The organism is Rhodococcus sp. Leaf233 (genome assembly GCF_001426165.1).
In the GTDB taxonomy this organism is placed as follows: Bacteria; Actinomycetota; Actinomycetes; order Mycobacteriales; family Mycobacteriaceae; genus Rhodococcoides; species Rhodococcoides fascians.
Genome location: NZ_LMRO01000008.1, coordinates 231,032 through 255,096 on the forward strand (window position 1 = coordinate 231,032; position 24,065 = coordinate 255,096).

Consider the following 24,065-nt stretch of genomic DNA (forward strand, 5'->3'; position numbering starts at 1 on the left):
CACCGTTCCGCTCGTGGGACGATAGGGAAACCCGTTCGCTCATTTCGAACACGCCAGCCGAAGGATACGAGTGCCCAGCTTCGCCGACACGACGTTCACCGATCCGTCCAGGATCAGGAACTTCTGCATCATCGCCCACATCGACCACGGAAAGTCGACGCTGGCAGACCGGATGTTGCAGCTCACCGGCGTCGTCGACGACCGGTCGATGCGTGCGCAGTATCTGGACCGGATGGACATCGAGCGCGAACGCGGCATCACCATCAAGGCGCAGAACGTGCGTCTGCCCTGGGTCGTCGACGGCGAAGAATTCGTTCTGCACCTCATCGACACCCCCGGCCACGTCGACTTCACCTACGAGGTGTCCCGCGCGCTCGAAGCGTGCGAAGGTGCTGTCTTGCTCGTCGACGCTGCTCAGGGCATCGAGGCGCAGACACTGGCGAACCTCTACCTGGCTCTCGACAAAGAGCTCACCATCATCCCTGTGCTCAACAAGATCGACCTGCCTGCTGCCGACCCGGATCGCTACGCTGCCGAAATCGCGCACATCATCGGATGCGAAGCCGACGACGTGCTGCGGGTGTCCGGCAAGACCGGAGTGGGCGTCGAAGAACTGCTCAACGAGGTCGTCAAGCTGGTGCCGGCTCCGGTCGGCAACCCGGACGGGCCTGCCCGCGCGATGATCTTCGACTCGGTCTACGACACCTACCGAGGCGTCGTCACCTACGTCCGAGTGGTCGACGGCGCACTCAACCCTCGTGAGAAGGTCACGATGATGTCGACCGGCTCGACGCACGAGTTGCTCGAAGTCGGCATCGTGTCGCCGGACCCGAAGGCCACGAAGGGCCTGGGTGTCGGCGAGGTGGGGTACCTGATCACCGGCGTCAAGGACGTCCGTCAGTCCAAGGTCGGCGATACCGTCACCACTTTCCGCAAAGGTGCTACCGAGCCGCTGACCGGTTACCGCGAGCCACGGCCGATGGTCTACTCGGGCCTTTACCCACTCGACGGCTCCGACTACCCGGACCTGCGCGACGCCCTCGAAAAGCTTCAGCTCAACGACGCGGCCCTGACCTACGAGCCGGAGACCTCCGTGGCTCTCGGATTCGGCTTCCGCTGCGGCTTCCTGGGGTTGCTGCACATGGAGATCACCCGCGAGCGGCTCGAGCGTGAATTCAACCTCGACTTGATCTCGACCTCGCCGAACGTCGTTTACCGCGTCGAGATGGAAGACGGTGCCGAGCACATCGTCACCAACCCGTCGTACTGGCCCGAGGGCAAGGCGCGGGAAGTGTTCGAGCCCATGGTCAAGTGCACCATCATTTCGCCGAGCGAGTTCATCGGCTCGATCATGGAGCTGTGTCAGGGGCGACGAGGCGAGCTCGGCGGTATGGACTACCTGTCGGAGACTCGTGTCGAACTGCGCTACACGATTCCGATGGCCGAGATCATCTTCGACTTCTTCGACATCCTGAAGTCACGTACTCGTGGATACGCCAGCCTCGACTACGAGGAGATCGGCGAGCAGAGCGGAGCGCTGGTGAAGGTCGACATCCTGCTGCAGGGCGAGGCCGTCGACGCCTTCAGCGCGATCGTCCACAAGGACGCCGCTGCGGCCTACGGCAACAAGATGACGACCAAGCTGAAGGAACTGATTCCGCGGCAGCAGTTCGAGGTGCCGATTCAGGCTGCTATCGGATCTCGCATCATCGCCCGCGAGAACATCCGCGCCATCCGTAAGGACGTGCTTGCCAAGTGCTACGGCGGCGACATCAGCCGTAAGCGCAAGCTGCTCGAGAAGCAGAAGGAAGGCAAGAAGCGAATGAAGACCATCGGACGGGTCGAGGTTCCGCAGGAAGCCTTCGTGGCGGCACTGTCTTCGGAGTCCTCGTCGGACAAGCCGAAGAAGTAGCCGGACGTAACCTCACACCCTTTTTGCCGACTGCGCGCCCCCGCTCGCTTCAGAACAGGGGCGCGCAGTCGGCAACAGGGGCGCGCGGTCTCTGCCCACTCGCGAATGTCGGGCGAGTACATTTCGAATCTGTGACGACGCCGATCCTGAAGAAATTGCGTGTTCCCGTTGTCGGTGCGCCCATGGCGGGCGGTCCGAGTACTCCCGAGCTTGCCCAGGCTGTGTCCGAGGCCGGCGGACTCGGAATGATCGCCGGCGCGTTGCTGACGCCGGATGCCCTTGCCGCGCAGGTGGATTCGATGCGGGGTCTGGTGTTCGGGGTCAATCTTTTCCTACCCGAGGAGCCGTCGGGCGCGGATGTCGACTCCTACGCCCAGCATCTGGCATCGTGGTTCGAGCGATTCGACGCCGAACCCGGCGTGCTCAAACGCCGCGATGATTACTACCCGGAGAAATTCGCCTGGCTGCTTGCCCATCCGGTGCCGGTTGTGTCGAGTACTTTCGCCACCTTCGATGCCGACGAGGTTGCCCAGCTGCATTCGGTGGGAACCGAAGTGTGGGCAACGGTGGCAACCGCCTCCGACGCGTCCATCGCCACCGCGAACGGTGTGGACGCGCTGGTGGTGCAGGGGCCCGAGGCGGGCGGACACCGAGGCACGTTCGACGGGTCGGCTCCGGAAGAGCCGTTGACGGAGTTGCTGGTCGCAGTGCGCGAGATATCGGATCTGCCCCGAATCGCGGCCGGCGGGCTCATGGACGGCAACGACATTGCGCCGCTGCTGGATTCGAGTGCTGCGCATGCAGCCCAGCTGGGTACCGCGTTTCTGAACACTCCCGAGGCAGGAACGAAGCCCGTGCACCGCGAGCAGCTGGCCAGTGCGTCGGGTACCGCCGTGACGAAGGCGTTTTCGGGCCGTCCTGCGCGGGGCTTGGTGAACGAGTTCATGCGCGAGAACTCCGACGCCGCCCCGCTGGCGTATCCCGATCTGCACTATCTGACCGCGCCGTTGCGCGCGAAGGCCGCAGCTGCGGGTGACCCGTCGGGACTGTCGATGTGGGCCGGGACCGGCTATCGCCGCGTTCAGGCGAAACCGGCGGCCGAGCTGGTCGCCGAATGGGCGAGACAACTCGGCCGCTGAACCGGACAGCTCAGGGGTTGGCGTGGGCGGGCTGGAAGTGTCCCGATGCCTGCGCTTCCTCTGCTCGGATGACGTGCACCACGGCGTTGATCAACGCCAAGTGCGTGAATGCTTGCGGAAAGTTGCCGAGGTGTCGGCCGGTGCGATGGTCGATCTCTTCGGCGTAGAGCTTGAGCGGGCTCGCGTAGGCAAGCAGTCGTTCGCACAGGTGCTTGGCGCGCGGGAGTTCGTCGATCTCCACCAGAGCGGACACGAGCCAGAAAGAGCAGATCGTGAACGTGCCTTCCTCGCCGGACAAACCGTCGTCGGTGGTGTCGGTTCGATAGCGCAGAACCAGGCCGTCCTCGGTCAACTCGTCGGCGATGGCGAGCACGGTTGCACGAATACGCTCGTCGTCGGCCGGCAGAAACCGCAGGAGCGGTGCGAGTAGCAACGACGCGTCCAGAGAGGGATCTCCGTACCGCTGCGTCAGCACGCCGCGCGAGTCCACGCCGTTGTCGAGGATGTCGGCCTTGATCTCGTCGGCGATTTCGTTCCACTTGGTCGAGTAGTCCTTCTCGCCGTGGATATCGGCGAGCTTCGCACCGCGATCGAGCGCAACCCAACACATCAGCTTCGAGGACGTGAAGTGCTGGGGCTCACCGCGTACCTCCCAGATGCCACGGTCGGGTTTGCGCCAGTTCGCGATCGCTTCCTCGACCTGCCGCTTGAGCAGAGGCCACAGGAACTCCGGGACGTGTTCACGCGACTTGACGTGCAAGTACACCGAGTCGAGCATGGTGCCCCAGATGTCGTGCTGCTCTTGGTCGTAGGCACCGTTGCCGATACGTACCGGTCGGGCGCCGTCGTACCCGGACAAGTGCGGCAGCTCGGCCTCGTCGAGGGTCTTCTCACCGCCGATGCCGTACATCACCTGAAGCGGGTTGACCTCCCCGTCTGCACTGGTGGCGACATCGGACATGAAGGCGAAGAAGTCGTTGGCCTCACGGTCGAGCCCGAGAGTGTACAGACCCCACAGAGCGAATGTGGAGTCGCGGACCCAGGTGTAGCGATAGTCCCAATTGCGTTCCCCACCAGGTGTTTCGGGTAGCGACGTGGTCGACGCGGCGAGCAGTGCTCCCGTGGGTGCGTAGGTCAGTCCTTTGAGGGTCAGAGCGCTGCGCTGGAGGTAGCCGCGCCACGGATGATCGGGGAATCGGCCGATCGTGATCCACTGCCGCCAGCATTCGGAGGTCTGCCACATCTTGCTGGCCGCTTCCTCGAACGTCTGCGGTGCGGGAAGATCGGACCACGACAGCGCGACGAAGATGTTGTCGCCTTCCGTCATTCGGGTTCGCGCGCGTGCTTCGCGGCCCTCGATGCCGATCCGAAGATTGGTGGTCAATTTCAGGGTGGGCTGGTCGCCGTCGGCGCTCGCCTCGCAGGTGGCGGTGGTCTCCTCGTACACCTTGCCGGTGTACTCCCATGTCGCGGGTGCCCGATGGTAGTCGAAGGCGGGCTCGCAGCTCATCTCCAATTCGACTGTGCCGCTGACACATTTGATGGTCCGAAGCAAGATGTGCTCGGCATCCCAGTCGCTCGGTGCGCGCTTGTGAGTTCGAGAACGCTGGTCGGTGTTGTGCCAGGGGCCCATCACCAACGCGTCACGCACGATGAGCCACCCGGTCTCGGTCTGCCAGGTCGTCTCCACGATGAGGCCGCCGGGCAGGTATCGACGAGCGGCGGGTACCGACTGTCCGTACGGCCCGACGCGGAAGTGGCCCGCGCTTCGATCGAGGACGGCACCGAAAATACTGGGGGAGTCGGGCCGCGGTACACACATCCATTCGACGGAGCCGTTTCGGGCGATGAGGCACGTCGTCTCGCAGTCCGAGAGAAATGCGTAGTCGTCGATGGGCGGAAACGCGCTGCGGTAGGAGACCAACGTGGACACCGGCGCATCGGTGCTGCCCAACGCACCTTGGACTTCCGTTCCGCCCAGGCCTGGATGTCCTGAGCCCATGGCCGGCTCCTCGGCGACCGGGGGCACGGGCGAAACCTCATCGAATGCCGTCATGGCGTAATCATCGACCGATCCGTGGCAGCCGTCCACTGAGAGGCCGTACTCGGCGTGGCGTGGCTCAGGTGGAGCCCTGGTTTAAGCTGCGAGGATGGAATCGTTCGCGCGGTGGTGGGACGGCGTCGAGCTGTGGGTGACGGGCCTTCCGTTCGTTCCGCAGTCGGTGGTCGTCCTCGCAGTGCTAGTTCCGGTTGCGTTCGTCTCGGCTCGGGTGTTCGATCGCGTGCTGGCAGTGATCCTGCGCGTGTTGGGCCGTGACGCCAGCGCAGCACGCGAGGCCGAGCTCTCGGCCTCGACGTCTACGACGAAGGATGGACTGTAATGCCGCGGTCTCGGGTGACATGGGCTCTGATCGCGCTGCTGGCGTTGGTCGTCATCGCGTGGTTGATCACTCGCTGACACGCGCCCGTCGTGCACGTGCACGACTCCTCTGATTAGAGTCGGTCCGGAACCTCTGCTAGATTCCTGACCGTGTCTTCTGCCGCCGAGTACCGCGTCCGCCACCAGTTGGCGTTGATTGCCGTCGGCATGCTGGCAGTTGCCGATATCGACTGTTGTTGATTCTTTCCTTCGCGAATCGGTTTCGTCGATCCACTGTCGCCGCGTAGCGCAGTGTATCCGCACGACGGACCGGAGTCCGTGTCGCCAGTTCGCTGCTTCGCCGGCCGGGTCCTGACTGCTACGGCGCTCAGCGCGAATCTCCTTGCGTGTCTTGTGTTCTTTACTCATCGTCACACCACCATGAAAGGCCTTTCGCAATGAGGCATCGTTCTCGTTATCTGCTCACCACGTTCGCAGCTGTGGGAACTCTTCTGGTCACCGCCTGCGGCGGCGGTTCCAGCGATGTCGTCGGGGGCGGGTCGGACACTGCCAGTGGCCCGGCTCTGACACTCGTCGGCTACGCAGTGCCGAAGAACGGCTGGGACGCAATCGGTCCGGCGTTCGCAGCCACCGAGGATGGAGAGGGTACGGCGATCAACGCCGACTACGGCGCATCGGGAAACCAGTCGCGCAAGGTCGCCGACGGCGCGCCTGCGGACATCGTCAACTTCTCCGTCGAGCCGGATGTCACTCGACTTGTCAAGGCGGGCAAGGTCGACGAGGACTGGAACCAGAACGCGTACGGCGGGGTGCCGTTCGGCTCGGTGGTGACCATCGTCGTCCGCGAGGGCAATCCGAAGAACATCCAGACGTGGGACGACCTGATCAAGCCCGACGTTCAGGTCATCAGCCCGAGCCCCCTCAGCTCCGGATCGGCGAAGTGGAACCTGCTCGCGCCGTACGCCGCCAAGAGCAACGGTGGCCAGGACAAGCAGGCCGGTCTCGACTTCGTTCGTACGCTCGTCGCCGATCACTTCCCTGTGCAGCCCGAATCCGGCCGCGCCGCAACCGAAGCGTTCCTGCAGGGACAGGGCGACGCGCTACTGAGCTACGAGAACGAGGCACTGCTCATCGAAGAGCAGGGACAGAAGGTGGAGCACGTGGACGTCCCCGTCACCTTCCGCATCGACAACCCGGTGGCAGTGATCAACAGCAGTGCGAACCTCGAGCGTGCGAATGCTCTGAACGATTTCGTCTACTCCGACGAAGGCCAGAAGATCTGGGCCGAGGCGGGTTTCCGGCCGACCAACCCGGAGATCGCCTCCGAATACTCGGACAAGTTCTTCACGCCCGAAAAGCTCTACACCATCGATGATCTCGGCGGCTGGACTCAGGTCGACGCCGACCTGTTCGGAGACAACGGCGCAATTGCGACGATCTACCAGGAAAGTACTCGGTAGATGTCGTCGCTGACCGGTGAACCCGCGGCCCCGGGTTCGATCGTCCCGCCCAGTGCGACACCTCGGTTTCGTGCTGGGCGGGAAGGTCGCAAGTTCCGGGGCCCCGGTTCGGTGGGTCCGCTGGGCCTCGGTGTCGCCGTTCTGTGGCTCAGTGTCATCGTGCTGCTGCCGTTGGCGGCGTTGACGGTTCAGTCGTTCGACGGCGGCCTCGGTGGTTTCTGGGATGCGGTCACCGAGACACGTGCCATCGCCACGTTCAAGGTGACTCTGCTGGTGTCCGTGGCCGCCGCCGTGATCAACCTCTTTCTCGGCACTCTGATCGCGTGGGTTCTGGTACGCGACGAGTTTCCCGGCAAGCGTTTCGTCAATGCCCTGATCGACCTGCCGTTCGCACTACCGACCATCGTGGCGAGCTTGGTGTTGCTGTCGCTGTACGGACCGTCGAGTCCGATCGGCATCGTCTTCAACGCCACCAAGCCTGCGGTCATCGTGGCGCTGCTGTTCGTCACGCTCCCGTTCGTGGTGCGTGCGGTGCAGCCGGTGCTGATAGAACTCGACAAGGACGTCGAAGAGGCGGCCGCATCGCTGGGTGCGAACAACTGGACCATTTTTCGGCGCATCGTGTTGCCGGTACTGCTTCCGGCTGTGCTCTCGGGCGGTGGGCTCGCGTTCGCCCGTGCCATCGGCGAATTCGGGTCTGTGGTGTTGATCGGCGGCAACATCCCCAACGACACGCAGGTCGCTTCGCAGTACATCCGTGAACTCATCGAGTACGACCGGCCGGTCGACGCAGCCGCAATCTCTGTGGTGCTGTTGGCAATCGCCTTCGCTGTGCTGTTCGTGCTCCGCATCATCGGCAACAGGTTGGCCAGACGGGAAGAGCAGATCTCGTGAAAATCGGTCTCCCGATCAAACTGTCCCTGCGTGCCGTCGCACTGATCTATCTCGCTGTGCTCGTGCTGTTCCCCCTCGGTGCCATCCTGTTTCGCACGTTCGAGGACGGGGTGGTGGCGTTCTGGGAGCAGATCACCACTCCCGCCGCGCAATCCGCTCTCCAACTCTCCCTGTTGATCGTGGCGATCGTCGTTCCCATCAACGTCGTGTTCGGAATCGTCACAGCGTTGGCATTGGTACGCGGACGGTTCCGCGGCAAGGGGATACTCGAAGCGATCGTGGACCTGCCGTTCGCGGTGTCGCCGATCATCACCGGCGTCGCGCTCATCCTGCTGTGGGGTGCCAACGGATGGTTCGGTGGCATCGAAAGCCTCGGTTTCAAGGTCATCTTCGCGCTACCCGGCATGGTCATCGCGACGATATTCGTCACCTTGCCGTTCGTCGTTCGCGAAGTGGAACCGGTCCTGTACGAGATCGGTGAAGAGCAGGAAGAGGCTGCCTCGACTCTGGGTGCGAGTACCTGGCAGACGTTCTGGCGAATCACGTTGCCTGCCATCCGATGGGGACTGACCTACGGCGTGGTGCTCACCGTCGCACGTTCGCTCGGAGAATTCGGCGCGGTCATCATGGTCTCCACCAACCTGCCCGGCATTTCCCAGACGCTCACACTGCTGGTCAATTCACGGTACGAGGACTTCAATCAGCAGGGCGCATACGCGGCGTCCACCTTGCTCATGGCGATCGCCGTCATCGTGCTGCTGCTGATGACGGTTCTCGACAAGAAGAGGACGAAGTAATGACCGAGACATCTTCCGAGATCGAGATCTCCGTGGTCGGCGCGAACAAGCGCTACGGCGATTTCGCCGCCCTCGACGACGTCAGCATCGACATCCCGAAGGGCTCGTTGACGGCGCTGCTCGGACCCAGTGGCTCGGGCAAGTCCACGCTGCTTCGATCCATCGCAGGCCTCGAGCAGCTCGATACGGGCCGAGTGGTGCTGGCAGGCCAGGACGTCACCTGGGTGAGCCCGCAGCGTCGCGAGATCGGGTTCGTGTTTCAGCACTACGCCGCGTTCAAACACCTGACGGTGCGCGACAACGTGGCGTTCGGCTTGCAGATCCGCAAGCGGCCCAAGGCCGAAATTGCCAAGAAGGTCGACGAACTGCTCGAGATCGTCGGTCTGGCGGGTTTCCAAGGCCGCTACCCGGCGCAGCTGTCCGGAGGACAGCGTCAACGCATGGCGCTGGCACGTGCACTCGCGGTCGACCCGCAGGTTCTCCTCCTCGACGAGCCCTTCGGTGCCCTCGATGCCAAGGTGCGCGCAGATCTACGGACGTGGCTGCGCCGATTGCACGACGAGGTGCACGTCACCACCGTGTTGGTGACTCACGACCAGGAAGAAGCGCTCGACGTCGCCGACCGAATCGCGGTGCTGAACAAGGGCAGAATCGAACAGGTCGGCACCCCGGAGGATCTCTACGATCGCCCTGCAAACAACTTCGTGATGTCGTTCCTCGGTCAGGTGGCCAGGCTGAACGGACTTCTGGTGCGCCCGCACGACATTCGTGTCGGACGCGACCCGTCGTTGGCACAGGCGCAGGCGAGTGGCACGGCAGAATCTGCCGGGGTGACGCGGGCCGTCGTCGAACGGGTCGTACGCCTCGGCTTCGAGGTGAAGGTCGAGCTCAAGAACGCGGCCACCGGCGAGTTGTTCGCGGCGCAGATCACGCGCGGCGACAGCGAGGCGCTGGGGCTGCACGAGGGCGAAACCGTCTACGTCCGCGCGACTCGGGTTCCGACGATCACGGATACGACCGAATCGGCTCCGGTGCACTGATCGGACGAGCAGTACCTTTCGTGCTATGCGATCGAGCGATCGTGCGCGAGAGCTGCGTCGTACCGCCTGGAGGCGAGCTCGGCCACTGCCGGATGAGGGCCCAGAACATCGGCATACGTCACGTTCGGGACGCCGTCCAGCACCTGTGAGATGCGGTCGGTGAGTCTCCCGGGTGCCAGGAACCAGGGAGCCACCACGATCCGGGTGGCTCCCAGCGCGCGCAGCTGTGCGACCGCGTCGAGTGGAGACGGATCGACGGACGTGGCGAAACAGGTGACAACTCCCGCCCAGCCGGTGCCGGACACCACTTCGTTCGCAACTCGACGGCTACGGTCGTTCGCCGAAGAATCGCTCGATCCGACGGCAGCCAAGGCGACTCCGACGGTCGAATCGCCGAGCACCGCACCGGCATCGAGAACACGATCACGAACGGCGTCGACGAGAAGTGGGTCGTCGCCCAGCACCTCGGATTGACCGATCGATACGTGCGGCTGCCGCACCCGCGCTGCAGCCAACAAAGCAGGCAGGTCCACTCGGGCGTGGAAAGCACTGCCCAACAACAGCGGAACCGCGACGATGCGAACATGCCCGGCATCGGCCAGCTCGTCGAGTGCCTGCTCGACACTGGGCTCACTGAGGTCGAGAAACGCCACGCGGACATCGAGATCCGGACGCCGTCGACGCAGGACGTCGACGGCGCGGTGGATCGTCTCGCTCGAGCGGGGATCGCGGCTGCCGTGCGCCACCGCGAGCAGAGCCGTCACGCCGGAACTGCCGACCCCAGCTCGACGGCGGCCAGTGCGTTGCCCACCAGACCGGCTGCCAGTGTGTTGCCACCGGCCGGATCGATCAGCAAGAAGCTGCCGGTGTGCCTGTTGACGGCGTAGTCGTCGGCCACGATCGGCTCGGCAACGCGAACAGAGATGCGTCCGATTTCGTTGAGCTCCAACGATTCCGGGCCCTCGTGTGCAGTGAGGTCCTGTTCGTCGAAACGCTCGACCAGCGCCCCGACGATGGCCTGGGTGGTACGAGTGCCGTGCTTGAGCAGCAGACGAGCGCCCGGGCGAAGCGGCTTCTCGGCGAGCCAGCACACCGTGGCCTCGAAGTCGCCGATCGGTTCCGGTGCGTCCTGCGGGGAGGCGATGGTGTCGCCGCGCGAGACGTCGACATCGTCGGCGAGGACGAGGGTGACGCTACGTCCGGCATGCGCCGTGCGCAGCTCGCCGTCCGCGGTGTCGATGCGCTCGACGGTCGTTCGGGTGCCCGACGGCAGAATGACGACCTCGTCGCCGACGTCGACGGAGCCTGCTGCGACCTGGCCGGCATATCCGCGATAGTCCGGGAATTCCGCTGTGCGCGGCCGGATCACGTACTGCACGGGGAAGCGCAGACCGACCCGGTGCGGTTCGGCGTCCACCGGGACCGACTCGAGGTGCTCGATGAGGGTGGGCCCGTCGTAGTACGGGGTCTTGTCGGACTTGACCGCGACGTTGTCGCCGTGCAGCGCGGACACCGGAATTTCGATGACGTCCTCGGTGGACCAGCCGAGCGAGGAAGTCAGCGAATTGAACTCTGCCGAGATCTCGGCGAAGACGGTCGCAGGGTCCTCGACCAGATCGATCTTGTTGACGGCGAGCACCAGGCGCGGAACGCCGAGGAGGGCCAGAACCGCTGCATGCCTTCGGGTCTGAGTGATCACGCCTTTGCGGGCGTCGACGAGCAGGATGACCAACTGCGCCGTCGACGCGCCCGAGACGGTGTTGCGGGTGTACTGCACGTGGCCGGGGGTGTCGGCCAAAACGAAGGAGCGATTGGGCGTCGCGAAGTACCGGTAGGCGACATCGATCGTGATGCCCTGTTCGCGCTCGGCACGCAGGCCGTCGACGAGCAGCGACAGATCGGGAGTGGACAATCCTTTGTCCACCGAGGCCCGAGTGACGGCGTCGATCTGGTCTGCCAGAACGGATTTGGTGTCGTACAACAGGCGTCCGACAAGAGTGGACTTGCCGTCGTCGACGCTGCCTGCGGTAGCGAGGCGAAGGAGTTGCGTACCCGTGCTGGTGCTGCTCATCAGAAGTATCCTTCTCGTTTGCGATCTTCCATGGCAGCCTCGGACACGCGGTCGTCGCCGCGAGTGGCTCCGCGTTCGGTCAGCCTGGACGCCGCGACCTCGGCGAGGATCGCTTGATTGTCGGCAGCCTCGGACAGGACGGCACCGGTGGTGGATCCGTCGCCGACAGTGCGGTAGCGCACCGACAGTGTCTGCAACTCTTCACCTTCGGCCGGTCCGCCCCAGACGCCCGGCGTCATCCACATGCCGTCGCGCTGATACACCGGGCGCTGGTGGGCGTAGTAGATGCTGGCCAACTCCACGTCGTCGCGAGCGATGTAGCGCCAGATGTCGAGTTCGGTGAAGTTGCTGAGCGGGAACACGCGCACCTGCTCGCCGGGGGAGTGCTTGCCGTTGTACAGATTCCACAGTTCCGGACGCTGCTTCTTCGGCTCCCACTGCCCGAATGCGTTGCGCAGCGAGAAGATTCGCTCCTTGGCGCGGGCGCGTTCCTCGTCGCGTCGGGCACCGCCGAACACGGCGTCGAACCGGTTCTCGGAGATCGCGTCGAGGAGAGGAACGGTCTGCAGAGGGTTGCGGATGCCGTCGGGGCGCTCGGTGAGACGTCCGTCGGCGAGGTACTCCTCGACGCTGGCCACGTGCAGGCGCAGGTTGTACTTCGCAACCACGTGGTCGCGGAAATCCAGCACCTCCTGCAGGTTGTGCCCGGTGTCGACGTGCAGCAGTGCGAACGGCAGGGGAGCGGGCCAGAAGGCCTTGATGGCCAGGTGCAGCAGAACCGTCGAGTCCTTGCCGCCCGAGAACAGGATGACGGGGCGCTCGAATTCGCCGGCCACCTCTCGGAAGATGTGGATGGCTTCGGATTCGAGTGCGTCGAGGGTGTCGAACCGATCTGCATCGAGATGGGTGCGTCCGACGGTCGCCGTCGTGAGGTCGAGTGTCATGAGGCGTGCAACCCACATTCGGTCTTGGCCTTGCCGGCCCAACGACCGCTGCGCGGGTCGGCTCCGGGGGCAGGTTTGACGGTGCACGGTGCGCACCCGATGGACGGATATCCCTCGTCGACGAGAGGGTTGACCAGGATCGAATGTTCGTCGATGTAGGCCTGCATCTCCTCGTCCGACCACGGTGCGATCGGGTTGATCTTCACCAGGCCGAAGGCGTCGTCGAACGAGATCAACGGAGCGTTGGCGCGCGTCGGGGCCTCGACTCGCCGGATGCCGGTGACCCACGCGCTGTAGTTCGCCAGTTCCTTCTTCAGCGGTGCCACTTTGCGCATCGCGCAGCAGCGGTTCGGTTCGCGGGCGAAGAGGTCCTTGCCGTCGATCGCATCCTGTTCTGCGACAGTCTTCTCGGCGCGGGCGTTGACGACGTGCACGCCGTAGACGGCCTCGACGGCATCGCGCGTTCCGATGGTCTCGGCAAAGTGGTAGCCGGTGTCGAGGAACAGGACGTCCACTCCGGGGTGAACCTGTGCGGCGAGGTGAACGAGAACCCCGTCCTGCATGTTGGAGGCGACGATGAAATCGCTACCGAAGGTGTCCTCGGTCCATTGCAACAACTCGAGCGGGCTTGCGCCGTCGAGTTCGCGGGCACCGCGCTCGGCGATGTCCTTCAGTTGGTCGACCGTCAAATTCAGTCTGGTACTCATCGCAAATCCGCCTCGTCTGCTCGCACGGCCCATTGAGCGAACCGTTCGCCGTCTTCGCGGTGCTTGTCGAAATTGCGCACCACTCTGTCGATGTAATCTCCCAGCTCGGAGCTGTTGACCTTGTGCTGACGCAACTTTCGGCCGAACGCACTGTCCAGGCCGAGGCTGCCTCCGAGGTGAACCTGGAAACCCTCGATCTGATTCCCGTCCCCGTCGTCGACCAACTGACCCTTGAAGCCGATGTCGGCGATCTGCGACCGCGCGCACGAGTTGGGGCAACCGTTGATGTTGATCGTGATCGGAACGTCGAGTCGACTGTTGATGTCGGACAAGCGCTCTTCGAGCTCGGGGACGAGAACCTGTGAGCGCTTGCGGGTTTCGGCGAACGAGAGCTTGCAGAACTCGATGCCACTGCACGCCATCAGATTCTTGCGCCAATGCGAGGGGCGGGCAGGCAGGCCCAGCGCATCGAGGTCCGAGATCAGCTGCTCGAGCGTCTCGTCCGGAACATCCAGCACGATCAGCTTCTGATACGGCGTGAATCGGACGCGATCCGACCCGGCCTTCTCGGCGGCGTCGGCGACGGCCGCGAGGATGGTGCCGGACACGCGACCCGCGATGGGCGCGACACCGACGGCGTTGAGCCCGTTCTTGAGCTTCTGGATCCCGACATGATCACGGGGCCGAGCGGGCTTCTCGGGAGCCGGGCCGTCGATGAGCTTGCGGTGCAGGTACTCGTCCTCGAGAACCTGGCGGAACTTCTCGATGCCCCAGTCCTTGATGAGGAACTTCAGGCGCGCCTTGGTGCGAAGCCGGCGGTAGCCGTAGTCACGGAAGATCGAGACGACGCCTTCCCACACATCGGGAACGTCCGCGAGCGGAACCCACACACCGACGCGCTGCGCGAGCATCGGGTTGGTGGACAGGCCGCCGCCGACCCACAGGTCGAGTCCTGGTCCGTGCTCGGGGTGGTTCACACCGATGAAGGCGACGTCGTTGATCTCGTGCACCACGTCCTGCAGACCCGAGATCGCGGTCTTGAACTTGCGTGGCAGGTTCGAGTACTCGGGCTTGCCGATGTAGCGCTCGACGATCTCGTCGATGGCCGACGTCGGGTCGAGAATCTCGTCGACCGCTTCACCTGCCAGTGGGGAGCCGAGCACCACACGGGGGCAGTCTCCGCACGCCTCGGTCGTCTTCAGGCCGACTGCCTCGATTCGACGCCAGATCTCGGGGACGTTCTCGACCTCGATCCAGTGGAACTGGACGTTCTCGCGATCGGAGAGGTCTGCGGTGTCGCGCCCGAACTCCTTCGAGATCTGAGCCAGAGTGCGCAGCTGCTCCAGATTCAATGCACCGGCATCGCACCGGATGCGCATCATGAAGTACTTCGCCTCGAGCAGGTCGATGTTGTCGTCACCGGTGATAGTGCCGTCGTAGCCCTGTTCGCGCTGGGTGTAGAGACCCCACCAGCGGAACCGGCCGCGCAGATCGCCCTTGTCGATGCTGTCGAAACCCTGTTTCGAGTAGATGTTCTCGATGCGGGCGCGCACGTTGAGCGGGTTGTCGTCCTTCTTGGACTGCTCGTTGGCGTTGAGCGGCTCTCGATAGCCCAGAGCCCACTGGCCTTCGGCGCGACGCTTGGTCGGCCGCGGCGCTCGCTCTCGCGGTGTGGCGGAGGCAGCGTCGGTGGTCGCGTCGCTGGTCGACGACATGCAATGCTCCTGCATCTTCGGTGCGGGCCGGCTCCGATCGTTGCGCAGAAGAGCGCTCACGAGATGGTGCGGAACCGGTGGATCGAATGGACTTGCTCCAAGGAGGGCTGGGTCAGCAGCCGGTCGTGTGTCGACACGACGCGCTGCAGACACGGCCGAGATCGACGTGGCGGCGCGCCACGAGTCGAATTCCTGAGTCGGTCACGGGTGCCATTGTGCCACGTCATCGACCGGGTGCCGACCGCGGCGGCCTATTTACCCCAAAATTCCGGTAAATAGGCTGGCAGGGTGCGAGTCGTGCGTGCACAACGCCCTGGGCGGCGCGTGGATCGGGCCGCCGGTGAACTCTGGGACACTGGAGTCCGTGAATACCGTCGTCGATACCTCCTCAGTCTTCGAGCTGCCGTCCGGCGCATTCGACGGAGTGGGGGAACGTGCGTTCGGGATCTACGTGCATGTGCCCTTCTGCGCCACGCGATGCGGGTACTGCGACTTCAATACGTATACGGCCGGGGAGCTGGGCACATCGGCGTCGCCGCAGTCCTGGTTGGAGGGCCTGCGCAGAGAACTCGACGCTGCGGCGAACCTGATCGGAACGGGCGCGGGTCGAGTACCGACGGCCGACACAGTCTTCGTCGGAGGTGGGACGCCGTCGTTGCTCGGCGGCGACGGCCTCGCGGACGTATTGGGCGCGGTCCGGTCGAGCTTCGGGCTGTCCGACGGTGCGGAAGTGACCACGGAATCGAACCCGGAATCGACGTCGCCTGCATTCTTCGAGCGGCTGCGGGACGCCGGGTTCACGCGGGTGTCTTTGGGAATGCAGTCCGCGGCGCCGCACGTTCTGGCGGTTCTGGATCGCACCCACACTCCGGGGCGAGCGGTGGCCGCAGCGAACGAAGCGTCCGCAGCCGGCTTCGAGCACGTGAACCTCGACCTCATCTACGGAACGCCGGGCGAGCGAGACAGCGATCTCGACCAGTCCCTCGCTGCGGTGCTCGACGCGGGTGTCGACCATGTCTCCGCGTACGCACTGATCGTCGAGGACGGCACCGCCATGGCGCGAAAGGTGCGCCGAGGTGAGTTGCCCGCACCCGACGACGACGTGTTGGCGAGCCGATACGAGCGCATCGACACGGCCATGAACGCAGCAGGCCTGTCCTGGTACGAGGTATCGAACTGGGCCGCCGATGCCGATGCGCGTTGCCGGCACAACATCGGCTACTGGGACGGCGGCGATTGGTGGGGTGCCGGGCCGGGAGCGCACAGCCACATCGGCGGCACGCGATTCTGGAACGTCAAACACCCGGCCACCTATGCCGATCGGCTCGCCGCGGGCGAGCTGCCGGTGCAGGGCAGTGAGCTGCTCACCGCGCAGGACCGTCATCTCGAAGAACTGATGCTGACCGTGCGTCTGCGCTCAGGAGTGCCGATGAGTCTGCTGGGGCCGACCGAGCTCGCAGCCGCCGAGCAGACCGTGGCGGACGGATTGATGGTGCAGCGAGGCGATCACCTCGTGCTGACCGACCGCGGCCGGTTGCTCGCCGACGCCGTGGTGCGCACCATCGCCGCGGCCTGAACGACCTGTTTCAGGCTGCAGTGTTCTCAGGGCCTTCGAACCCTCAGGCTCCCAGGGCGTCGTAGTCGAACACTCTGGCGTGCAACACCGTTCGACTGCGCAGCGCCGCCCGGACAGCGCGGTGCAGGCCGTCCTCGAGGTAGATGACGCCTCGGAACTGCACAGCATGGGGGAACAGGTCGCCGTAGAAGGTGGAGTCCTCGGACAACAACCGGTCGAGTTCGAGCACCTTGGTGGTGGTGACGATCTCGTCCAAACGCAGTTGGCGTGGAGGAATTCTCGACCAGTCCCTGATGGACAGGCCGTGCTCCGGGTAGGGCTTACCGTCTCGTACACCCTTGAAGATCATCGCGAGCCTCGAACCGCTGGACCGAATCGAAAGACAGTTTCCACTCGGACCACAGTAAGGCCTTGCACGAGCATGCGTTCCTCGGCTACTAGACTCGAGCGACGATTGACAACGAGAACGGAGGTGGGCACCGATGTCGAGCACCGACGACAGGCGGTTCGAGGTTCTGCGAGCGATCGTGGCGGACTACGTGTCCACTCAGGAGCCCGTCGGATCGCGTGCTCTTGTCGAGCGTCACAACTTGGGTGTGTCGAGTGCGACCGTGCGTAACGACATGGCTGTCCTCGAGGCCGAGGGCTACATTGCCCAACCGCACACCAGCTCCGGGCGGGTGCCGACCGACAAGGGCTACCGCCAGTTCGTGGACCGGATCGCCGACGTCAAACCGTTGTCAGCGGCCGAGCGTCGCGCCATCCTGGAGTTTCTCGAGAACGGCGTCGACCTGGATGATGTGCTGCGCCGCGGTGTTCGACTGCTCGCTCAGCTGACCCGGCAGGTAGCCGTGGTTCAGTACCCGACGCTGTCGGCGTCCTCGGTTCGACATCTGGAGGTCGTCGCCCTCACACCGGCTCGGCTGCTGTTGGTGCTCATCACCGACTCCGGCCGGGTCGATCAACGCATCGTCGAACTCGGCGACGTCATCGACGACGAGAACTTGGCCCAGTTGCGGCGGTTGCTCGGCGGCGCACTGGAAGGCAAGCGGCTGGCGGCGGCGTCCGCAGCCGTGGCCGAGCTGGCCGAAAATTCACCTCCCGCCCTGCGTGACGCGATGATTCGTTCGGCCACGGTGCTGGTGGAATCGCTCGTCGAACATCCCGAGGAGCGGCTGGTTCTCGGCGGAACGGCCAATCTGACGCGCAATGCGGCGGACTTCGCGGGAGACGCAGGGTTTCCGGGATCGCTCCGAGCGGTACTCGAAGCGCTGGAAGAGCAAGTGGTGGTACTCAAGCTGCTCGCCGTGACGCAGGACACCCGCACCGTCACCGTGCGTATCGGCGAGGAGACGCAGGTCGAGGAGATGCGCGGAACATCGGTGATTTCCACCGGATACGGCTCTGCTGGCATGGTCCTGGGAGGGATGGGCGTTCTCGGCCCCACCCGAATGGACTATCCAGGAACAATCGCGTCGGTCGCGGCGGTTGCCAGGTACATCGGCGAGGTCCTGGCCGAGCGCTGACGCGAGCCGACGATCCATCGTCGGCCGCGGGGGCACAGCGGCCGCGACACAGCATCAACGAACGAGATTCATCTTCTAGGACGAAAGAGACGACGTGGCACGGGATTATTACGGGACTTTGGGCGTCGGCCAGCAGGCTACGGACCAGGAGATCAAACGCGCGTACCGCAAATTGGCGCGAGAGTTGCACCCGGACGTGAACCCGGACGAGGCCGCACAGGCCCGGTTCAAGGACATTTCCACCGCATACGAGGTGCTCTCCGATCCGGAGAAGCGTCGAATCGTCGACCTCGGCGGCGATCCTCTGCAGCAGGGCGGCGGCGGTGGTGGCGGCGGATTCGGCGGTGCCGGATTCGGGGGCGGCCTCGGCGACGTCTTCGAAGCGTTCTTCGGCGGCGGCGCAGGCGGTGGACAGCGCGGACCCAAGGGACGCGTACAACCCGGAGCCGATTCGCTGCTGCGCACCAAACTCACCCTCGACGAATGCGCCACCGGCGTCACCAAGCACATCACCGTCGACACGGCGATCCTGTGCGACCTGTGCACCGGCTCGGGCACCAACGGCGATTCCAAGCCCGTTCGGTGCGAGACCTGTGGCGGTGCCGGCGAAGTGCAGTCGGTGCAGCGCTCGTTCCTCGGCCAGGTCATGACCAGCCGTCCGTGCCCCACCTGCCGCGGTGCAGGCGAGACCATCCCGGACCCCTGCCGCAAGTGCGGCGGCGACGGCCGGGTGCGTTCGCGTCGGGACATCTCGGTGAAGGTCCCGGTCGGCGTCAGCAACGGCATGCGCATCAGGTTGGCCTCGCAGGGCGAGGTCGGGCCGGGTGGCGGCCCCGCAGGCGATCTCTACGTGGAAATCGTGGAGCAGCAGCACGAGGTGTTCGTCCGTGACGGCGACGATCTGCACTGCACCGTTCGCGTCCCGATGGTCGACGCGGCACTCGGGACGTCGGTGACGGTCGACGCCATCATCGACGGCCCGACCGAGATCTCGATCGAGCAAGGGACACAACCGAACTCGACGACGGTGCTGCGCGGGCACGGGATGCCCAAGCTCCGTTCCGGTATCCGCGGTGACCTGCACGCCCACCTCGAGGTCATCGTGCCGACCAAGCTGGACAGCAAGCAGACCCACCTGCTCGAACAGCTCAAGACCATGCGCGACCGCGATTCGGCGGAGGTCGTCACCACCGGTTCGGCGCACAGCGGTGGCCTGTTCTCGCGGTTGCGGGAAGCCTTCAGCGGGCGCTGATTCATGGCCCCCACGGTCTTCTATCTCACGCCGCTGCCGGCCGTGGGAGAGCTCGCCGTGCTCGACGGCAAAGAAGGTCATCACGCCGCGACCGTGCGGCGGATCCGAGTCGGCGAGCGGCTGCTGCTCAGTGACGGTGCCGGCGGTCTGGCCGATACGGTCGTCGTCGGTGCCGAGAAGAACCGACTCGAACTGACGGTGCAGTCGCGCACGGACATGCCGCGAGCCACGCCCACGGTGACGCTGGTTCAGGCGTTGCCGAAGGCGGACCGCTCCGAACTGGCGATCGAGCTGGCCACCGAGGCCGGGATCGACGCCGTGGTGCCGTGGCAGTCGGCGCGATGCGTCGCTCGCTGGGAAGGGCCCAAGGCGACCAAGGGGGTCGCGCGCTGGCGCAGTACCGCCGCCGAGGCGGCCAAGCAATCGCGTCGCGCATACATCCCCGAGGTCTCCGAGTTGCACGATTCACGCTCGGTGTACGCCCTCGTGAACCGGATCGTGGCGGGCGGCGGCATCGTCGCCGTGCTGCACGAAGCGGCCACCTCGGCATTTCGCGACCTGCCGTTCGATTCGGTGCCCGAGGTCGCGATCGTCGTCGGACCCGAGGGTGGCCTCGACGACAGAGAGATCGCGGCTCTGACCGAGGCGGGCGCGACCCCGGTGGTGCTGGGGCCGACGGTGCTGCGAACCTCGACGGCCGGAGCTGTTGCGTTGGGAGCTCTCGGCGTTCTGACGACGCGGTGGGCGCAACTTCCGCCCGATTTCCCGAACGCATGAGCGTTCGCATCAAGATCGCGTACGGCGATCATCCGGAACAGTTCGGTCACCTCTATCTGCCGTCCGCGCCGGTCACGCCCGCGACACCGGTGGTCGTGATCGTGCACGGTGGATTCTGGAGTGGGCAGTACGCGTCGAATCTGGGCACCCAGTTCGCCCGAGCTGTCGCCGGAGCCGGTGCGGTGGCCTGGAACATCGAGTACAGACGCGTCGGTGCGGGCGGGCACTGGCCGGAGATGCAAGCCGACGTGCGCGCCGCACTCGACGCCGTGGCCGGGGTGGTACAGCACCACGCCCCGGTCGGTGTCGACGATGTCCGCGTCATCGGGCACTCGGCGGGCGGCCACCTGGCAGTGTGGCTCGGCGGCGAAACCGACACGACGGTCCGGCCGTCGCGCATCGTCTCGCAGGCGGGTGTCCTCGATCTGGAGCCGCGCGGGGCGTCGGGACGTACCAATCCGGCGGTCGAGGCCCTGCTGCAGGCCCGCTACGAAGACGAGCCCGAGCTGTACCGGTCGGCCTCACCTCTGGCCCGACTACCCATCGGCATCCCGACGATCTGTCTGCACGGATCCGATGACCTTCAGGTCCCGGCTTCGCAGAGCTCGAGGTACGTCGAGGCCGCACGAGCCGCGGGCGACGACGCGGAGCCGGCGATCGTGCCGGGCGAGGACCACTTCGCCTTCCTGAACCCGGATTCGCGGTGCTGGGCGCTCTCGCTCGAGGCCGTCCTGGGCGAGCGCCGTGGGTAATAGGAATGCGCATCGATCCTGCGGCGTTAAACTTGGTCCGAGCGCGACCTGACGGACGCGTTCGAAAACATCAGCGTCACCGGTCGAAACAAGAGAGCAGGCCATAGCCACCACGTGAGTGAACACAGCGAATTTCCCGCCGAGCGCGACGTTCGGTCCACCTTGGAGCTCGCCCCCGAAGCAGTGATGCCGCTGCTGGGACAGTCCGACGAGAACCTCCGGGCGCTCGAGCAGATGCTGACGGCCGACATCCATGTACGAGGAAACGCCGTGACGCTCACCGGGAAGGTGCCCGATGTGGCGTTGGCCGAGCGGGTGATCACCGAATTGGCGGCATTGGCCAAACGTGCTCAGCCACTGACTCCCGACGCAGTGCGCCGGTCGATCGCCATGCTCACCGAGGGGGTGTCGGATTCTCCCGCCGAGGTGCTGAGCCTGGACATTCTGTCGCGTCGAGGCAAGACCATTCGGCCCAAGACCTTGAACCAGAAGCGCTACGTCGACGCGATCGATGCCAACACGATCGTGTTCGGAATCGGTCCTGCCGGCACGGGCAAGACCTACCTGGCCATGGCCAAGGCAGTGCAGGCATTGCAGACCAAGCAGGTCAGCCGCATCATCCTGACGCGGCCTGCGGTGGAGGCAGGTGAGCGCCTGGGCTTTCTGCCCGGAACCCTGCACGAGAAGATCGACCCGTATCTGCGTCCACTGCACGACGCCTTGCACGACATGATGGACGACGAGGCCATCCCCAAGCTGATGCAGGCCGGAGTCATCGAGGTCGCGCCGCTCGCCTACATGCGTGGCCGTACGCTCAACGACGCGTTCATCATTCTCGACGAGGCGCAGAACACCACGGCCGAACAGATGAAGATGTTCCTCACGCGTCTCGGTTTCGGATCGAAGATCGTCGTCACCGGAGACGTGACGCAGGTCGACCTACCCGGCGGTGCCCGGTCGGGCCTTCGTGCGGCGTCGGAGATTCTCACCGATGTGGACGACATCCATTTCGCGCAACTGACCAGTAGTGACGTGGTGCGTCACCGGCTCGTCTCGGAAATCGTCGACGCCTACGAGCGCTTCGAGTCCGCATCGGAAGGCGTCATCGCGAACCGCGCGCAACGCCGTGCCGGTGGGCCGCGTTCGGCGAGAAGATGATTCAGGCGTACGGAAACGGTAATGCAGGCAACGAGAGCGTGGGTAGTGGCTAGATGAGTATCGAAGTGTCCAACGAGTCGGGGATGGACATCTCCGAGCCCGAACTGGTCTCGGTCGCACGGTTCGCGATCGCAGGCATGGACGTGCACCCCGCTGCGGAACTGTCCATGGTGCTGGTGGATTCGGCAACCATGGCAGATCTGCACATGCGCTGGATGGATCTGCCCGGCCCCACCGACGTGATGTCGTTTCCTATGGACGAGCTCGAACCGGGCGGTCGTCCCGATGCTCCCGAGCCCGGACCGGCGATGCTCGGAGACATCGTGCTGTGCCCGTCCTTCGCGGCGGATCAGGCCGCGGCAGCAGGACATTCGCTCGAACACGAGCTCGCGCTGCTCACCGTGCACGGCGTGCTGCACCTGCTCGGGTACGACCACGCCGAGCCGGACGAAGAGAAGGAAATGTTCGAGCTGCAGAACCGTCTGCTGGCCGAATGGTACGAGGACGCCAGGCGGGCGGAGCAGGCAGCCGAACAGGCCGTTCGAGACGCTCGGCTGCTCGGCAAGGCCGGCTTCGTCGACGGTCTCGACCGATGATGTGCGTGTTCGGACCAGCGGGAGTGCGGGGTCCTAGCGCGTGAGCAGTGCTGCCGCACTCATCGTCTTCGCCGTTCTGCTGGTTCCCCTCGGCGGCTTGTTCGCCGCAGTCGATTCTGCCCTGAACACCGTCTCGCGGGCGCGAATCGAAGACATGGTCAAGGACGAGCGACCGGGTGCCACCGGCCTCGTCGTCGTGGTTGCCGACCGCCCGCGGTACGTCAATCTCATGGTGCTGCTTCGTATTCTGTGCGAAATCGGCGGCACGGTGCTGCTCGCAGGTGGCCTGACCCAGTTGATCGACTCGACCACCGCGCTCGTGATCACCGCTGTGGCAATGGTATTGGTCAGTTACGTCGTGATCGGCGTCGGTCCGAGAACACTGGGTAGGCAGAACGCGTACTCGATCGCGCTCGCCGCAGCGTTGCCGTTGCGCGCCCTCGGCTGGCTCCTCGGGCCGATCAGCAGGCTGCTCATCCTCATCGGTAACGCGATCACCCCGGGCAAGGGATTTCGCAACGGCCCGTTCGCATCCGAGATCGAGCTACGTGAGCTGGTCGACATGGCTCGCGAGCGCGGAGTCGTCGCCGACGACGAACGCCGAATGATTCAATCGGTGTTCGAGCTGGGCGATACCTCGGCCCGCGAGGTCATGGTGCCGCGGCCCGAGATGGTGTGGATCGAATCCGACAAGTCGGCGGGGCAGGCGACGTCGCTGGCCGTGCGCAGTGGGCACTCCCGCATCCCGGTGATCGGCGAGAACGTGGACGATATCGTCGGCGTGGTGTACCTCAAAGACCTTGTGCAGCAGACGTATTACTCCACCGACGGTGGGCGAGGCGTACAGGTCTCCGAACTGATGCGTCCGGCGGTGTTCGTGCCGGACTCCAAGCCGCTCGACAGTCTTCTCGCCGAGATGCAGCGAGACCGAAACCATATGGCGTTGTTGGTCGACGAGTACGGCGGCATCGCGGGCCTGGTGACCATCGAGGACGTCATCGAGGAGATCGTCGGGGAGATCGCCGACGAATACGACTCGGACGAGGTAGCACCCATCGAGCAACTCGAAGATGGACGGTTCCGGGTGTCCTCGCGGGTACCGCTCGAGGATCTGGGCGAAATCTTCGGTATCGACATCGAATCCGAGGAGGTCGACACCGTCGGCGGACTCCTCGGCTACGAGCTCGGCCGCGTGCCGCTGCCCGGTTCCGAAGTGACCACTCACGGGCTGTTGCTGCGCGGCGAGGGCGGAGCCGACCCCAAGGGTCGAGTCCGCATCACCACCGTGCTGGTCGAAAAGCTCGAACCCGACGAAGAATCCACCGAGGACGACGACTCGTCGGACGTCACTCACCAACACTGAAATCTG

Annotated in this window: 23 protein-coding genes; 16 read left to right on the plus strand and 7 right to left on the minus strand. The window is 64.9% G+C overall.

Annotated features, from left to right (window positions below; genetic code table 11):
* Positions 1–64: 64 nt before the first annotated feature.
* Together lepA and ASH04_RS08865 are read left to right on the plus strand one after the other, a co-directional pair.
* Positions 65–1,912, plus strand: coding sequence for a translation elongation factor 4 (gene lepA / locus ASH04_RS08860; RefSeq protein WP_045194648.1), 1,848 nt, complete (start codon positions 65–67; stop codon positions 1,910–1,912).
* 131 nt (positions 1,913–2,043) lie between these two features.
* A complete protein-coding gene (locus ASH04_RS08865; protein WP_057473303.1) occupies positions 2,044–3,051 on the plus strand; it encodes an NAD(P)H-dependent flavin oxidoreductase in 1,008 nt (335 codons plus the stop codon).
* Between the two features lie 10 nt (positions 3,052–3,061).
* Here ASH04_RS08865 and ASH04_RS08870 read toward each other — a convergent pair whose 3' ends face one another.
* Positions 3,062–5,107: a glycoside hydrolase family 15 protein gene (locus ASH04_RS08870; protein ID WP_027497515.1), complete on the minus strand. Its 2,046-nt coding sequence runs from the start codon at positions 5,105–5,107 to the stop codon at positions 3,062–3,064.
* Between the two features lie 94 nt (positions 5,108–5,201).
* Between ASH04_RS08870 and ASH04_RS08875 the strand changes: the two genes are divergently transcribed.
* From ASH04_RS08875 to ASH04_RS08895, 6 genes are all read left to right on the plus strand, one after another.
* Complete coding sequence (locus ASH04_RS08875) at positions 5,202–5,432, plus strand: hypothetical protein (RefSeq protein WP_027497514.1); 231 nt, start codon at positions 5,202–5,204, stop codon at positions 5,430–5,432.
* A gap of 149 nt (positions 5,433–5,581) precedes the next feature.
* A complete protein-coding gene (locus ASH04_RS27500; protein WP_310180897.1) occupies positions 5,582–5,671 on the plus strand; it encodes an Ms4533A family Cys-rich leader peptide in 90 nt (29 codons plus the stop codon).
* A 197-nt stretch (positions 5,672–5,868) separates the two neighbouring features.
* Positions 5,869–6,891: a sulfate ABC transporter substrate-binding protein gene (locus ASH04_RS08880; RefSeq protein ID WP_032368180.1), complete on the plus strand. Its 1,023-nt coding sequence runs from the start codon at positions 5,869–5,871 to the stop codon at positions 6,889–6,891.
* The gene (gene cysT, locus ASH04_RS08885; RefSeq protein WP_057473304.1) at positions 6,892–7,785 is read left to right on the plus strand and encodes a sulfate ABC transporter permease subunit CysT; all 894 of its coding nucleotides are present in this window, start codon (positions 6,892–6,894) and stop codon (positions 7,783–7,785) included. It abuts the gene before it with no gap.
* The gene (gene cysW / locus ASH04_RS08890; RefSeq protein ID WP_027497511.1) at positions 7,782–8,582 is read left to right on the plus strand and encodes a sulfate ABC transporter permease subunit CysW; all 801 of its coding nucleotides are present in this window, start codon (positions 7,782–7,784) and stop codon (positions 8,580–8,582) included. The genes cysT and cysW overlap by 4 nt, the downstream gene beginning before the upstream one ends.
* Complete coding sequence (locus ASH04_RS08895; RefSeq protein ID WP_032368179.1) at positions 8,582–9,622, plus strand: sulfate/molybdate ABC transporter ATP-binding protein; 1,041 nt, start codon at positions 8,582–8,584, stop codon at positions 9,620–9,622. Before cysW ends, ASH04_RS08895 begins: the two co-directional genes overlap by 1 nt.
* A 23-nt stretch (positions 9,623–9,645) precedes the next feature.
* On the opposite strand, the gene ASH04_RS08900 is transcribed toward ASH04_RS08895, so the two are convergent.
* From ASH04_RS08900 to ASH04_RS08920, 5 genes are read right to left on the minus strand one after another with little or no spacing between them, the layout of a single operon-like run.
* Entirely contained in the window at positions 9,646–10,386 is a 741-nt protein-coding gene (locus tag ASH04_RS08900) for a sirohydrochlorin chelatase (protein WP_032368178.1), read from the minus strand.
* Positions 10,383–11,693 (minus strand): sulfate adenylyltransferase subunit 1, encoded by a 1,311-nt coding sequence (locus tag ASH04_RS08905; RefSeq protein WP_032368177.1) that lies wholly within the window; start codon positions 11,691–11,693, stop codon positions 10,383–10,385. The genes ASH04_RS08900 and ASH04_RS08905 overlap by 4 nt, the downstream gene beginning before the upstream one ends.
* The gene (gene cysD, locus ASH04_RS08910) at positions 11,693–12,637 is read right to left on the minus strand and encodes a sulfate adenylyltransferase subunit CysD (protein WP_027497507.1); all 945 of its coding nucleotides are present in this window, start codon (positions 12,635–12,637) and stop codon (positions 11,693–11,695) included. Before cysD ends, ASH04_RS08905 begins: the two co-directional genes overlap by 1 nt.
* Entirely contained in the window at positions 12,634–13,344 is a 711-nt protein-coding gene (locus ASH04_RS08915; protein ID WP_032368442.1) for a phosphoadenylyl-sulfate reductase, read from the minus strand. Before ASH04_RS08915 ends, cysD begins: the two co-directional genes overlap by 4 nt.
* Positions 13,341–15,059: a nitrite/sulfite reductase gene (locus ASH04_RS08920; protein WP_057473465.1), complete on the minus strand. Its 1,719-nt coding sequence runs from the start codon at positions 15,057–15,059 to the stop codon at positions 13,341–13,343. Before ASH04_RS08920 ends, ASH04_RS08915 begins: the two co-directional genes overlap by 4 nt.
* Before the next feature lie 364 nt (positions 15,060–15,423).
* Here ASH04_RS08920 and hemW point away from each other — a divergent pair, with 364 nt between their 5' ends.
* Positions 15,424–16,635 carry a radical SAM family heme chaperone HemW gene (hemW, locus tag ASH04_RS08925; RefSeq protein ID WP_032391090.1) on the plus strand — a complete coding sequence of 404 codons (1,212 nt, stop codon included), beginning with the start codon at positions 15,424–15,426 and terminating at the stop codon, positions 16,633–16,635.
* Between the two features lie 43 nt (positions 16,636–16,678).
* On the opposite strand, the gene ASH04_RS08930 is transcribed toward hemW, so the two are convergent.
* The gene (locus ASH04_RS08930) at positions 16,679–16,984 is read right to left on the minus strand and encodes a type II toxin-antitoxin system VapB family antitoxin (protein WP_027497503.1); all 306 of its coding nucleotides are present in this window, start codon (positions 16,982–16,984) and stop codon (positions 16,679–16,681) included.
* Positions 16,985–17,117: 133 nt separating this feature from the next.
* On the opposite strand from ASH04_RS08930, the gene hrcA reads away from it, so the two are divergent.
* The 7 genes from hrcA to ASH04_RS08965 all read left to right on the plus strand — a co-directional run bounded on the left by hrcA (position 17,118) and on the right by ASH04_RS08965 (position 24,059).
* Positions 17,118–18,161, plus strand: a complete 1,044-nt coding sequence (hrcA, locus tag ASH04_RS08935; protein WP_032382760.1) for a heat-inducible transcriptional repressor HrcA — start codon at positions 17,118–17,120, stop codon at positions 18,159–18,161.
* A gap of 94 nt (positions 18,162–18,255) precedes the next feature.
* The gene (gene dnaJ, locus ASH04_RS08940; protein WP_027497501.1) at positions 18,256–19,413 is read left to right on the plus strand and encodes a molecular chaperone DnaJ; all 1,158 of its coding nucleotides are present in this window, start codon (positions 18,256–18,258) and stop codon (positions 19,411–19,413) included.
* A 3-nt stretch (positions 19,414–19,416) separates the two neighbouring features.
* Complete coding sequence (locus ASH04_RS08945) at positions 19,417–20,190, plus strand: 16S rRNA (uracil(1498)-N(3))-methyltransferase (protein WP_032390960.1); 774 nt, start codon at positions 19,417–19,419, stop codon at positions 20,188–20,190.
* Positions 20,187–20,942, plus strand: a complete 756-nt coding sequence (locus tag ASH04_RS08950) for an alpha/beta hydrolase family protein (protein WP_032390961.1) — start codon at positions 20,187–20,189, stop codon at positions 20,940–20,942. The genes ASH04_RS08945 and ASH04_RS08950 overlap by 4 nt, the downstream gene beginning before the upstream one ends.
* A 114-nt stretch (positions 20,943–21,056) precedes the next feature.
* Positions 21,057–22,100, plus strand: a complete 1,044-nt coding sequence (locus tag ASH04_RS08955; protein ID WP_027497498.1) for a PhoH family protein — start codon at positions 21,057–21,059, stop codon at positions 22,098–22,100.
* A 53-nt stretch (positions 22,101–22,153) separates the two neighbouring features.
* Positions 22,154–22,696, plus strand: coding sequence for an rRNA maturation RNase YbeY (gene ybeY, locus ASH04_RS08960; protein ID WP_032368173.1), 543 nt, complete (start codon positions 22,154–22,156; stop codon positions 22,694–22,696).
* A 40-nt stretch (positions 22,697–22,736) separates the two neighbouring features.
* Entirely contained in the window at positions 22,737–24,059 is a 1,323-nt protein-coding gene (locus tag ASH04_RS08965) for a hemolysin family protein (RefSeq protein WP_027497496.1), read from the plus strand.
* The last annotated feature ends 6 nt before the right edge of the window (positions 24,060–24,065 follow it).

What these genes read in the sequence shown, in the direction of transcription:
- ASH04_RS08870 (WP_027497515.1), bottom strand. Translation starts at nt 5,107, where the DNA reads ATGACGGCATTCGATGAGGTTTCGCCCGTGCCCCCGGTCGCCGAGGAG.
- ASH04_RS08875 (WP_027497514.1), top strand. Translation starts at nt 5,202, where the DNA reads ATGGAATCGTTCGCGCGGTGGTGGGACGGCGTCGAGCTGTGGGTGACG.
- ASH04_RS08880 (WP_032368180.1), top strand. Translation starts at nt 5,869, where the DNA reads ATGAGGCATCGTTCTCGTTATCTGCTCACCACGTTCGCAGCTGTGGGA.
- cysT (WP_057473304.1), top strand. Translation starts at nt 6,892, where the DNA reads ATGTCGTCGCTGACCGGTGAACCCGCGGCCCCGGGTTCGATCGTCCCG.
- ASH04_RS08895 (WP_032368179.1), top strand. Translation starts at nt 8,582, where the DNA reads ATGACCGAGACATCTTCCGAGATCGAGATCTCCGTGGTCGGCGCGAAC.
- ASH04_RS08905 (WP_032368177.1), bottom strand. Translation starts at nt 11,693, where the DNA reads ATGAGCAGCACCAGCACGGGTACGCAACTCCTTCGCCTCGCTACCGCA.
- cysD (WP_027497507.1), bottom strand. Translation starts at nt 12,637, where the DNA reads ATGACACTCGACCTCACGACGGCGACCGTCGGACGCACCCATCTCGAT.
- ASH04_RS08915 (WP_032368442.1), bottom strand. Translation starts at nt 13,344, where the DNA reads ATGAGTACCAGACTGAATTTGACGGTCGACCAACTGAAGGACATCGCC.
- ASH04_RS08920 (WP_057473465.1), bottom strand. Translation starts at nt 15,059, where the DNA reads ATGTCGTCGACCAGCGACGCGACCACCGACGCTGCCTCCGCCACACCG.
- ASH04_RS08930 (WP_027497503.1), bottom strand. Translation starts at nt 16,984, where the DNA reads ATGATCTTCAAGGGTGTACGAGACGGTAAGCCCTACCCGGAGCACGGC.
- hrcA (WP_032382760.1), top strand. Translation starts at nt 17,118, where the DNA reads ATGTCGAGCACCGACGACAGGCGGTTCGAGGTTCTGCGAGCGATCGTG.
- ASH04_RS08945 (WP_032390960.1), top strand. Translation starts at nt 19,417, where the DNA reads ATGGCCCCCACGGTCTTCTATCTCACGCCGCTGCCGGCCGTGGGAGAG.
- ASH04_RS08950 (WP_032390961.1), top strand. Translation starts at nt 20,187, where the DNA reads ATGAGCGTTCGCATCAAGATCGCGTACGGCGATCATCCGGAACAGTTC.
- ybeY (WP_032368173.1), top strand. Translation starts at nt 22,154, where the DNA reads ATGAGTATCGAAGTGTCCAACGAGTCGGGGATGGACATCTCCGAGCCC.